The sequence below is a fragment of the Nocardia sp. NPDC051463 genome, assembly GCF_040681975.1.
GTDB lineage: Bacteria > Actinomycetota > Actinomycetes > Mycobacteriales > Mycobacteriaceae > Nocardia.
Genome location: NZ_JBFBAB010000023.1, coordinates 81475 through 93559 on the forward strand (window position 1 = coordinate 81475; position 12085 = coordinate 93559).

Annotated in this window: 10 protein-coding genes; 3 read left to right on the forward strand and 7 right to left on the reverse strand. The window is 65.8% G+C overall.

Annotated features, from left to right (window positions below; translation table 11 throughout):
* Positions 1 to 348: 348 nt before the first annotated feature.
* Entirely contained in the window at positions 349 to 1236 is an 888-nt protein-coding gene (locus tag AB0M74_RS25890) for a nuclease-related domain-containing protein (protein WP_366528883.1), read from the forward strand.
* 28 nt (positions 1237 to 1264) lie between these two features.
* On the opposite strand, the gene AB0M74_RS25895 is transcribed toward AB0M74_RS25890, so the two are convergent.
* From AB0M74_RS25895 to urtA, 6 genes are all read right to left on the reverse strand, one after another.
* The gene (locus tag AB0M74_RS25895; RefSeq protein ID WP_366528884.1) at positions 1265 to 1996 is read right to left on the reverse strand and encodes a GntR family transcriptional regulator; all 732 of its coding nucleotides are present in this window, start codon (positions 1994 to 1996) and stop codon (positions 1265 to 1267) included.
* 10 nt (positions 1997 to 2006) lie between these two features.
* On the reverse strand, positions 2007 to 2699 hold the full coding sequence (gene urtE / locus AB0M74_RS25900; RefSeq protein WP_366528885.1) for an urea ABC transporter ATP-binding subunit UrtE: 693 nt from the start codon (positions 2697 to 2699) through the stop codon (positions 2007 to 2009).
* Positions 2692 to 3537: an urea ABC transporter ATP-binding protein UrtD gene (gene urtD, locus AB0M74_RS25905; protein WP_366528886.1), complete on the reverse strand. Its 846-nt coding sequence runs from the start codon at positions 3535 to 3537 to the stop codon at positions 2692 to 2694. The genes urtE and urtD overlap by 8 nt, the downstream gene beginning before the upstream one ends.
* Positions 3537 to 4700: an urea ABC transporter permease subunit UrtC gene (gene urtC, locus AB0M74_RS25910; protein WP_366528887.1), complete on the reverse strand. Its 1164-nt coding sequence runs from the start codon at positions 4698 to 4700 to the stop codon at positions 3537 to 3539. Before urtC ends, urtD begins: the two co-directional genes overlap by 1 nt.
* Positions 4697 to 5581 carry an urea ABC transporter permease subunit UrtB gene (urtB, locus tag AB0M74_RS25915; protein ID WP_366528888.1) on the reverse strand — a complete coding sequence of 295 codons (885 nt, stop codon included), beginning with the start codon at positions 5579 to 5581 and terminating at the stop codon, positions 4697 to 4699. Before urtB ends, urtC begins: the two co-directional genes overlap by 4 nt.
* A 70-nt stretch (positions 5582 to 5651) precedes the next feature.
* A complete protein-coding gene (gene urtA / locus AB0M74_RS25920; protein ID WP_366528889.1) occupies positions 5652 to 6947 on the reverse strand; it encodes an urea ABC transporter substrate-binding protein in 1296 nt (431 codons plus the stop codon).
* 353 nt (positions 6948 to 7300) lie between these two features.
* Between urtA and AB0M74_RS25925 the strand changes: the two genes are divergently transcribed.
* Entirely contained in the window at positions 7301 to 9130 is a 1830-nt protein-coding gene (locus tag AB0M74_RS25925; protein ID WP_366528890.1) for an acyl-CoA dehydrogenase, read from the forward strand.
* A 390-nt stretch (positions 9131 to 9520) separates the two neighbouring features.
* Here the strand turns inward: AB0M74_RS25925 and AB0M74_RS25930 are convergent, their stop codons facing one another.
* Positions 9521 to 10447: a TetR family transcriptional regulator gene (locus tag AB0M74_RS25930; RefSeq protein WP_366528891.1), complete on the reverse strand. Its 927-nt coding sequence runs from the start codon at positions 10445 to 10447 to the stop codon at positions 9521 to 9523.
* 74 nt (positions 10448 to 10521) lie between these two features.
* Between AB0M74_RS25930 and AB0M74_RS25935 the strand changes: the two genes are divergently transcribed.
* A complete protein-coding gene (locus AB0M74_RS25935; protein ID WP_366528892.1) occupies positions 10522 to 11784 on the forward strand; it encodes an MFS transporter in 1263 nt (420 codons plus the stop codon).
* Positions 11785 to 12085: the final 301 nt, after the last annotated feature.

Genomic DNA, 12085 nt, shown 5'->3' on the forward strand with positions numbered 1-12085 from the left:
TGCGCCTCCTCCTGCGCGATCTCCGGCTAACGCGCCTGCGCTGCGGGGACCCTGTTTGGGGGCCCGAGGTGGGACGGGCCGACCCGAGCGTACTAAAGGGTGTTGCCCTGGCCGGGGAGGTCCGGAAACTACGAGCTCCCAAAGCGTCGGCCACCGCGTCGCGAGCCAGGTTGGGCAACCGCCCGATCCGGGTCGACAAGGCGACCGGCCGGTCTGCATCAGCGCACTGTTTGTGCCGCTCTCGGGTTTTCGGTGGTCTTCGGCGTGATAGCGCGTCATCATCAGTACCGGCGCGGTGGTGCGGCGGGCGGACCGCGTCGATCCGAATGAGGCGGGCAGGAAAACGCAATGCTGGTGAAGATCAAGACCGGAGCGACTCTTTCCGGGGCCGAACAGGAGTTCGTCGAGTCCTTGCGGCTGTTTCCGACGACGTGCCTGGCGGTAGTCGACCTGGACGTGCGCGACAACGGAACCCGGCAGGTCGATGCGGTGCTCTTCACCGCACGCGGCATCACGGTGATCGAGGTCAGGGGTTTCCGCCGCCGCCAGAGCGGCATTCTCGATATCCCGGCCGACGGGCCGTGGACGATCAGCGATGCGCGCGCTGATTTGGACGACGAAAGCGCGGTCAGCCCATCCGACCAGCTGGAACACGCGGTGTATGCGGTGAAGAGCCGACTGGAGCGGGCGCTGCTCGACCCGGGCCATGTCTGCGGTGCCGTGGTGCTCGTCCCGTTTCACGGCGTCGTGGTGCGCCCGGCGCGTACCACTCTTCGCCCCGGGATCGACGTCCTCGCCGCCAACGCGCGCGACGCGACCGAACTGCGCATCTACCTGGAAGGCTTCTCCGCGGGCCCGCGCAACTGGACCGCCGACCGCGTCTTTGCCGCTTACCGAGCACTCGGTGTGGACAACGGTCCCTCACGCGCCGAACTCATCGCCGACGGGTTCGACGCGGTAGTTTCCGACCCGAACACGATCGGCCCGCCGGAGGCCGGAACGCCGTGGGTCGCGCCGATTCCCGGCGAGCCGACGCGACGCCAGAGCATTGCCTCCTGGGTTGTCGTCGCCCTCGCGGTCATCGGGATTTTCGTCGTCATCGGCGTGATCATCAGCGGCATCGCGCACGATTCCGGCCGCGCGCACCCCGAACCGCGCAGCGGGATGACGAGCTCGACACCCACACCACCGCCGTATCACCCGGTCGAATGTTGGCCCCTCCAGCCGAATTGCTGATCAATCGGAGCTGATCGGCTCCAGCGCGTCAATCACGCACGGCGCGAGCGAGTTTGGTCAGGTCGATGGCCTGCTGAGCACGGGAAAGAACGTGGGCTCGGGAACTGTCGATATGGGCGACGAGGATGCCGAGGGCCCGGTCGGGATTGCCGGACAGGAGTTGTTCGGCGATGTCGATGTGTTCGGCGGTCATGGTGGCAATGCGGTCGGGGGTCGGCAGATCCAAGGTCCGGACCGGGCGCACCCGAACGTGGACACCGGTGAGCGCGTCGGCCAGCACCGTATTGCCCGCCGCGGCCAGCAGTGTCGTGTGGAACTGCTCGTCGGCGGCAACCAGTGCCGGGCCCGGCACGGGTGGATCCTCGAGCATCCGGCGCCAGGTGTCGAGTTCTGCGCGTACCAGTGTCAGATCGTATGCGGGTAGCGGTTCGAACCCGCTTGCCACGCGTTCGGCGGCGGGTGCGGCGTCGATGATGCGCGTAATCCCCCTGGTTTCCAACACGATTCGCAGCTCGAACAGGTTGTCCAGTTCCTCGAGACGTGGCCGGTACGGGTACAGCCCGTCGGTGTGTCGCTCGACGAGGCCGTCGGCCTGCAGCCGGGCCAGCGCCTCCCGCACCGGGGTGCGGGACACACCGTAGATCTCGGCGAGACGCTCCTCGCCGAGCCGTTCGGTCGGCACGATCGCTCCCGTGGCCAGGTCACGCCGCAGCGAGTGATACACCTTCTCGCTCAGCGGGACTCGCCCCCTGCGCGTCACGGCGGCCAGCTCAGATCGCCATCGCCGCGCGAACCGCGGTCTCCGCGCTCGCACCGCCCGCACCATCGGAGCCGACACTCCCGGATTGCAGGATGTAGTAGTGCTGCGCGGCTTGCAGCGCGAAACCGATGTGCTGTTCGACGAGCAGCACACTCAGTCCGCCGCGCCGAGTGAGATCGACAATGGTGCGCTCGATTTCGGCGACCACCGACGGCTGGATGCCCTCGGTCGGCTCGTCCAGGATGAGCAGCTTCGGCTCGGTGATCAGGGCCCGCGCAATCGCCAGCTGTTGCCGCTGGCCGCCGGAGAGCAGGCCGGCCTTGCGGGTCAGCAGCTCGCGCAAGGCCGGAAACAGGTCGAGCGACTCATCGATCAGCGCCTTGCCGCGCTTGCGGCCGTCGGCGACTACCTGGAGATTCTCCGCAGTGGTCAGCTGCGGGAAACTCTGTTGTCCCTGCGGCACATACGCGATGCCGCGCCGCACCCGACGCGACGGTGACATCGTGGTGATCGTCTCGCCGTCGAACTCTATCCGGCCCGATTCGGCGCCGATCAGGCCGACCGCGGTGCGCAGCAAGGTGGTCTTGCCCGCGCCGTTGTGTCCCATGATCGCCACGACACTGTCGTCCGGAACGGTCACCGAAACACCGTGGATCACCTCGGTCCGGCCGTAGCCGGAGCGGATATCGATGAGTTCAAGCATCGGCGGCCTCCTTGTTCGCTGTGGTGGCACTCTCGTCGCCTGCCCCGTCCAGCCCGATGGCCGCCGCAGTGCCGAGATAGACCTCCTGCACCTTCGGATCGGCCTGTACCTGCTCGACCGTGCCTTCGCAGAGCACCTTGCCCGCGGCCAGTACCGTTACCGAGGTGGCGAACGCGCGCATGAAATCCATATCGTGCTCGACCACGACGACGATGTGTTCGCCGCCGATGCGGCGCAACAGGTTTCCGGTCTCCTCGCGTTCTTCGGCGCTCATGCCCGCGACCGGTTCGTCGAGCAGCAGCACCGAAGCGTTCTGCACCAGCAGCATGCCGATCTCCAGCCACTGTTTCTGTCCGTGGGCGAGCACGCCGGCAGGCTTGTCGCGCACATCGCCGAGGCCGGTGATCTCGAGCGCCGCTTCGATACTCGGCAGCACCGATGCGCGCCGCCGCAGCATGGTCAGCGCCGAGCGGCCCGCGCCCGCCGCGATATCGAGGTTCTGCAAGACGCTGAGGTGTTCGAAAACGCTTGCTGTCTGAAAGGTTCGACCGATGCCGAGGCGCGCGATCTGATGCACCTTCTTGCCGAGCAGTTCGACCCCGGACTTCCGCGCCGACCCGGAGGCGGGTACCAGCCCGGTGATCGCGTCGATGAGCGTGGTTTTCCCCGCGCCGTTCGGACCGATGAGGAAGCGCAGATCACCTTGCAGCACAGTCAGATCCACGTCGGTCACGGCTTTGAAGCCGTCGAAACTCACCGAAAGACCACGGATTTCGAGGTACTCACTGGACATGCCCGCATTGCCGCCGAGCTTCGGTTCGTGCGTTGTCTCGGTCATCAGGATTTCACCTTCTCCTCGACCAGTGCGTCCTCGGGCAGTGCGGCATCTGCGACGACCGTTGCCGGTGCGGCCGGCGTCGTCGGTGCGGTGCGGTGGAATCTGCCCTCCAGCACGCCCTTCGCCATCGGCCAGACACCGGCAAGACCGGCCGGAATGAACCCGACGACCACGATGAACAGCACGCCCTGCAGGTAGGTCCAGCTGGACGGGAATTGCTCCGAAAGCGCGGTCTGGGCCCACGCGACGCCGATCGCGCCGAGCACCGGCCCGAGCAGCGTGGCCCGGCCGCCGATCGCGACACCGATGATGAAGGCGATGGAGGGCACCACTCCGATATCGGCGGGCGAGATGATGCCGACGATGGGGGTGAACAGTGCGCCGGCAATGCCCGCGAAGAAGGCCGCGACGACATAGGCGACGATTTTGACGTTGGCCGGGTCGTAGCCGAGGAAGCGCACCCGCTCCTCCTGATCACGTACGGCCACCAGCAGTTCGCCGTAGCGGCTGCGCATCAGCTGGCGAACCAGCGCGACAACCACGAGCAGCGTGCCCGCCGCGATGAAGAACAGCATCTGCCGGTTGGCCGGATCCGACAGCTTGAACCCGAAGAAGGCACGGAAGTCCGAAAGGCCGGTGAAGCCGCCGAGCTTCTGCTGACCGGTGACCAAAATGGCCAGCGCGGCGGCAAGTGCCTGGCTCAAGATGGCGAAGTAGGTGCCCTTGACCCGGCGCTTGAACACGCCGTACCCGAGCGCCGCCGCGACGAGCGCGGGTAGCACCAGAACGCCGATCAGCGCGACCGGGCCCGAGGCGAAAGGCTGCCAGAACGAGGGCAATTCGCGAATGCCCGCGATCTCCATGAATTCCGGCACGTCGTTGTGCAGCCTGGCCGCATCGGCCATCTGCAGATGCATCGCCATGATGTACGCGCCGATCCCGAAGAACACGCCCTGACCGAGGGTCAGCATTCCGCCACGGCCCCAAGCCAATCCGATGCCTGCCGCGACGATGGCGAAGCACAGGAACTTGGCGAGCAGGTTCAGCCGGAAGTCGCTGAGCACGGCGGGTGCTACCGCGAACAACAGGATCGCGGCGAGCGCGAACCCGCCGAGTGTGGTCAGCGAGGAGGGTGCGCGCCACCGTTGCACGAGTGTGGTCAAGCGAGGCTCCTAGTCCGGACCGTGAACAGCCCCTGCGGCCGGACCTGCAGGAAGATCACGATGATGACGAAGACGATCACCTTGGCGATGGACGCGGTGGTCGAGTATTCGATGTAGGAATTGAGCAGGCCGAGCGCGAACGCGGCGACGACGGTGCCTTTGATCTGTCCGAGTCCGCCGATCACCACCACGAGGAATGCGTCGATGAGATAGCTCTGTCCGATGGTGGGGCTGGTCGAACCGATCAGGGTGAGCGCGACACCCGCCACACCGGCCAGACCGGAGCCGATGAAGAAGGTGCTGATATCGGTAACGCGACTGGAAACGCCGCTGGTCTCGGCCAATCCGCGGTTTTGCACCACTGCGCGGATGCGGCGGCCCAGCGGTGTCGTCGCGAGCACCGTGGCCAGCGCGGTCACCGCGACGACCGCGAGCACGAGGATGAAGATGCGCGTCTTGGGCACCACGGCGCCCATGATGGTGATGCCGCCGCCGAGCCATTCGGGGACGAGCACATTCTTGGCCGGTGCGCCGAAGATGTCGCGGGCCAGCTGCTGCAGCACCAAGCCGAGACCGAAGGTGACGAGCAGGGTGTCCAGCGGCCGGTCGTACATCCAGCGAATCAGGCCCATCTCGAGTGCAGCGCCGAGCAGGCCGCCGACGAGGAACCCGATAAGCAGCGACACCACCAGCGAGACACCTGCCGATGAGAACACCTTCTGCACAACGTAAGTCGTGTAGCAACCGGCCATGATGAACTCGCCGTGCGCCATGTTGATCACGCCCATCTGACCGAAGGTCAGCGACAGCCCGAGTGCGGCGAGCAACAGAATTGATCCCAGACTCAACCCGGTGAAGAGCTGGCCGATCAGCACGTCCATAAAGGTTCCTAACGGTGTGTGCCGATGCGGGCCGCGTCCCCTCGGCGCGGTCCGCATCGGCGCCGATCGACTACTTCAGGCCCTTGGCCCAGTCGTAGGACTTCAGGTAAGGGTCCGGGGTGACGGCTTTGCCCGAGTCCCACACCGTGTAGATGAGTCCGTCCAGCCGGATTTCACCGATGCGGGCGGTCTTGGTGATGTGGTGATTGGATCCGTCGAGGGTGACCAGCCCCTCGGGCGCCTCGAAGCTCACGCCGTCGGCCGCGGCCTGAATGTCGGCCACTGCGAAGGACTTCGCCTTCTCGACGGTGTTCTTCCAGAGGTACACCGAGGCGTAGGCGGCTTCCATCGGATCCGAGGTCGGTTTGTCGGCACCGAAGGCGGCCTTGTAATCCGCGACGAACTTCTTGTTCACCGGGGTGTCGACGGTCTGATAGTAGTTCCATGCCGTCAGCTGTCCCGCGATGTTCTGCGCGCCGATGCCCGCGACCTCTTCCTCGGCGATGGACACCGAAACAACCGGCATCTCAGCGGCTTTCAGGCCCGCGTTGGTGTATTCGCGGAAGAACGCGACGTTGGAATCGCCGTTGAGGGTGTTGAACACTGCGCCCGCCTTGGCGGTGCGCACCTTGTTCACGATGGTGGAGAAGTCGGTCGAGCCGAGCGGGGTGTAGTCCTCGCCCTTGATCTCGATGCCGTTGGCTTTCGCGTACTCCTTGATCTCGCGGTTGGCGGTCTGCGGGAAGACGTAGTCGCTGCCGACCAGATAAAGGGAGGTGATGCCTTTCTGCTTCAGGTAGTCCAGCGCGGGAATAATCTGCTGGTTGGTGGTCGCGCCGGTGTAGAAGATGTTCTTGCTGTCTTCCAGGCCCTCGTACTGAACGGGGTAGTAGAGCAGCGAGTTCAGGCTCTCGAACTTCGGCTTCATGGCCTTGCGGCTCGAGGAGGTCCAGCCGCCGAACACTGCGGCGACGCAGTCGGAGCTGATGAGCTTTTCGGCCTTCTCGGCGAAGGTCTTCGGGTCGGAGGCGCCGTCCTCGAGCACCAGATCGATCTTCTTGCCGAGGACGCCGCCCGCGGCGTTGATCTGGTCGACAGCGAGCTTGGTGGAGTTGGCGACGGTGACCTCGGAAATGGCCATCGTGCCCGACAGTGAGTGCAGCGAACCGACCTTGATCGAATCCTTCGACGTGTCCACACAGGACGCGGCGTTGGAGCCGCTGGCGGAGTCGTCGTCCTTGGCGCCACAGGCGGTCAGCAACAGACCGGCGAGCACGACGGCGGTCGGAGCGACCAGCGCTTTTGCCGCGCGATGCGCGTGCTGCCGGTGGATGTGCGGCCGGTGGATGTCACGGGAATCTGGCATGGGCAGGACCCTTCTCACTCATCAGGTGTTCGGCGGCGCTGCGTGCGCCGCGGGCGAATACGCGCGCCTTTGCGCCGGTCAGGTGGGTCGACCGGGTTGTATACAGGGCTGTATTCGTGGTGCGAACACTAGACAGAAGTTGTTGCGCCGGAATGACTCCCGATGACGAGTCCGTTGCCGGTGTTTCCGGCGCGTGAACCTTTGTGGTAACCGCTCGGTGAACGACTGTGAGGCTTCCCAATGGCTACGGTTGCGTAGCGTCATCGCGGTACGGCAGGCTTCATTTGTACATCGTCAGAAAGCCGATCCCGCGGTGTGCCTGGCCGCGGAATTGTCAGTTGAGGAGGACAACGGTGGGTCACTACAAGGCGAACGTGCGCGACATCGAATTCAATTTGTTCGAGGTGTTGCAGCTGGACAAGCTGCTGGATACGGGTGCCTACGGTGATCTCGACTCCGACACCGTGCGCGAGATGCTGACCGAGGTGAAGCGCCTCGCCGAGGGCCCAATCGCGGAATCGTTCGCCGCGGCGGATCGCGAGCCGGTGGTCTACGACCAGGCCACCTACTCCATCGTCGTGCCGGAGCCGCTGCGCAAGACGATCGCGGCCGTGCGCGAGGCCGATTGGGGCAGGCTCGGCATGCCGGAGGGGATGGGCGGCACGCCCGCACCCGCTGCGGTGATCTGGGCGATCAACGAGATGCTCACCTGCGCCAACCCGTCGGCGAGCTTCTTCAATATGGGTCCGGTGATGGCCTCGGTGCTCTACAACGTCGGCACCGATGAACAGAAGGCGTGGGCCACCAAGGGCTACGAACGCGGCTGGCAAGGCACCATGGTGCTGACCGAACCGGATGCCGGCTCCGACGTCGGCGCGGGGCGCACCAAGGCTGTCCCGCAGGAGGACGGCTCCTGGCACATCGAGGGCGTCAAGCGCTTCATCTCCGGCGGCGATGTCGGTACGACCGCGGAGAACGTCTTCCACCTCGTGCTGGCTCGACCCGAGGGCGCAGGACCCGGCACCAAGGGCCTCTCGCTGTTCTATGTGCCCAAGTTCCTCTTCGATCACCAGACGCTCGAGCTGGGCGATCGCAATGGTGTGTATGTGACCGGTGTCGAGCACAAGATGGGCCTGAAGTCCTCGCCCACCTGTGAGGTGACCTTCGGTGGCACCGACGTTCCCGCCAAGGGCTGGCTGGTGGGTGGGGTGCACAACGGCATCGCGCAGATGTTCCAGGTGATCGAGAATGCGCGCATGGTGGTCGGCATCAAGTCCACCGGCACGCTGTCCACCGGATACCTGACCGCGCTCGACTACGCCAAGCAGCGGGTCCAGGGCGCGGATCTGACGCAGATGTCGGATAAGGAGGCACCGCGCGTCACCATCACCAACCACCCGGATGTGCGGCGCAGCCTCGCCATGCAGAAGGCCTATGCCGAAGGTCTGCGTGCGGTGTATCTGTACACCGCCGCCCATCAGAATGCCGATGTGGCGCAGCTTGTTTCGGGTGCCGATGCCGAATTGGCGCATCGGGTGGACGATTTGCTGTTGCCGATCGTCAAGGGTGTCGGCTCCGAGCGGGCCTACCGGTACCTCACCGAATCGCTACAGACACTGGGTGGTTCGGGATACCTGCAGGACTACCCGATCGAGCAGTACATCCGCGACGCGAAGATCGACTCGCTGTACGAGGGCACCACGGCGATCCAGGCACAGGACTTCTTCTTCCGCAAGATCATTCGTGACAAGGGCGTCGCCATCGCGCATGTCACCGGGCAGATCTCCGCGTTCCTGGAAGTAAAGACCGGTCGCTTCGAGCCCGAAAGGGCGCTGCTGGCAACCGCGCTCGCCGATGTGCAGGCGATGGCGGCCACGCTGACCGGATACCTGATGGCCGCGCAACAGGATCCGGCCGAGCTGTACAAGGTCGGCCTGGGGTCGGTCCGTTTCCTGTTCGCCGTCGGCGACCTGCTGATCGGCTGGCGGCTGCTGGTGCAGGCCGAAATCGCTGCGGTCGCACTGGCAGCGGGACCGGCGGCGAAGGACCAGCCGTTCTATGCCGGAAAGGTTGCTGTCGCAAGCTTCTTCATGAAGAACGTGCTACCGGAGTTGACCGCGGTCAAGGACATTCTCGCTGCGATCGATAACGACATCATGGAGATGGACGAGGCAGCGTTTTAGCCGTCACCGTGTTCTGACGCAGGCACGTCGACGCGACCGCCGGTGGCTACGGGCACCGGCGGTCGGGTCGTGTGGTCCGAGACCGGCCGGGAGTGATACCGGGCGGAGGCCTGCGGCCGAGTGAGGGGGCGTTCGCAGTCGGCTCGGTGGAGCCCCGTGAGGCGGGCAGAGCCCGCAATTCTGTCAACCGTTGGCTGCGTGATCTGTGCGGAACTCTACGGGCAGGGGAAGGCGGGCGAACTCTGTCGGCCGGGCGTTGGCCGAGTTGATCGGTGGGGAGCCCTACGGCAGGGGAGAGCCGTGACGCTGTCGGCCGTTGGCCGAGTTGATCGGTGGGGAGCGCTACTAGCAGGGAAGGGTCCGCGACGTCGCGGACCGGTGTCGGCGAAGTCAGTCGGCCAGGAGTTTGAGCACTACCGGACGGGAGAGTGTGCCCGCGACTCGGCGGGCCAACTGGTTGGCCCCCGCGCCTGCTGCGTGGGCTGTTCGCAGGGCTTCGGCCAGTTCGCCGCGGGCGGCGTCGGAGGCGGCCTGTGCCTCGCGTAGTCGTTGGGCGGCTCGGTCCACGTTGTCGCGGGCGTTCTCCGGGCCGGTGTGCGCGGTCGGCTCCGCAGCGGCGTTGCCATCCGCTCCGGCGATCGCCGCCACCGGAGTCTCGATCGCCGTGGTCTGGAGCGTCTCGGTCGCCGCGGCGCCCGCCGACCGTGTGGTCAACTCGTTGACCGAAAGATCGGCTCGGGGCTCGCGCCGCATGGCGGCCCTGGCGAACTCCTGCATGAACCGCTTGGTCGTTTCGTAGTCCTCGGCGGCCGCGCCGAGTAGCAGGCGGGTGGTTTGTGGCACCGCGTATGTCCAGTTGGCGACGCCGCACAGGGCAAGGAGAACGAGTCCGGCCTGCTGCTCGTCGACGCCGAATTGCTCTCGGGCCCGGTCGAATTTCTGTACGTAGTGCTGGGCTCTCCAGCCGTCGATGTCGTGTGCGTCGGCCCCGCGATGGAGTGATTCCCAGAGCAACAGTCGCAACAACTGGGGGTTGTCGCGGTGGTAGTCGAAGAGCTTGCCGACGTAATCACCGGGTTCGGTGTCGGCCATCGGGTGCACCACGTCGATGAACTCGCGCAAGGTGTCGATGAGGATGACGTCGAACAGCTTGTCTTTGCTGCCGAACAGGCCGTAGATGCGTTCCTTGTTGACCCCGGCCGCCTCGGCGATGCGGTCGACTCGGCCACCCGCGAGGCCGTATTCGGCGAATTCGTCCCGGGCGGCGCGCAGCAGCGCCTGCTTGGTCGCGTCGCTGCGCTTCATCGTGACGGTCATAACGGCGACTTTACCATTTCATTAAACCAACTATTTGGTTGACAAGGTTTGATGGCGGTCGTACTGTCATCGCCATGGCAACGCCGACACTTCAGCTTCCGGCCGGTACTCCGGCTGCCGTTCGGACCCGCAGCGTGTCGCCACGCGCGCACACCGGGCGCACACTGCCCGTCTTCGTCTTGTCCGCCCTGCTGGCCACCGGCCAGATGTACATACCGATTCCGCTGTTCACGGCTATGAAGGCCGATTGGAACGTCGGCGCGGGGGTGATGACGTGGATCATCAGCGCCTTCGCATTCGGCTATGCGGGCGGTTTCGTGCTCTTCGGCCCACTGTCGGATCGCTTCGGCCACCGGCGGGTGCTCGTCACCGGCATGATCGCCGCCGCAGTGGTCACTCTATTGACCGGTCTGGCGTTCAGTGCGCCGATCGCGGTCGGCCTGCGGATCGTGCAGGGTCTGGTCGTCGGTTCCATCCCACCGGCGATCATGGCCTACGTCGCCACTCGCATCGCGCCCGCGCACCGCGCCGTCGTCACCATGTCGGTGGCCACCTCGTTCCTCGCCGCGACGGTGCTCGCGCAGATCGTCTCGCAGGCCGTGGTCGCCGCATTCCCGTGGCGGACCATGTTCGTCGGTTCGGCCGTCGTTTTCACGGCACTGGCGCTCGCCCTGCGCGCTGTCATGCTCGATGACGCGCCGACCGGCCGGGACAAGCCGCTGCTGCACAGCTATGCGGCGATTCCCGCGGTGCTGCGGATCAAGCCGCTGCTGCCGATGCTCGCCGCCGGTGCGTTGAGCATGGCGGTCATGGTCGGGGTCTACACCGGCATCGAGCTCACCGGCATCGTCGAGGGATCGGGCGAATTGCTCGCCCTGCGGGCCGGTGCGCTGCCGGTGATGGTCGCACTGCCACTGCTCGCGATGCCGCTCGCGCGGCTGTCGAAGCCGGGTCAGATCGTGCTCGGCGTGCTCGTCGCCGCTGCCGCAATGGTGCTCGCCACCTTCGAAGGCGGACACCTCGGCGTGCTGACGGTGCTGCTCGCGGTGCTCGTCGGCGGCCTCGGCATCATCGCCCCCGCCGTCTTGCAGAGCGCGGGCGAGCTGGGTGGGGAAGCCAGGGCCGCGGCCTCTTCGGTCGCCATGTTCAGCTTCTACGTCGGTGCGACCCTCGGCCCGATCGTGGCGGCAGTCGCTGCGCCACACGGCTTTTCGATGCTCGCCTGGACACTGGCCATCCTGTTGGTCACCGCGCTCGGGTTGACCATGCTCGGTATGCGGTTTCAGCGCATGGCCGCAACCGTGGTGCCGGACCTTGCGGGCGCACAACCCGCGTGAGCAAATGACCCGCCGGGCGACATCGGGTTTCGCTGATGTCGCCCGGCCCTGTCGTGTCGGGCCGCAGGTCGATATCCCCGAGTTCGAACATTCGGGCCTCAGCTGTGCTCGGCCGATGAGGTCCAGGGCGTCCGATCGCGCCATGGCCGATTTGTGTTCTACCGCTTACGGATACGAGATCGGTTTGCCGCCTTGTTGTTCGACCTGACTGCGCAACGAGCCGAACTGCTATTGCGAGGTGGGGGCGACGCTCGTGTCAACCGATGTGCAGCGGGTCGAATGCGGTGCGCACAAGTTCCGG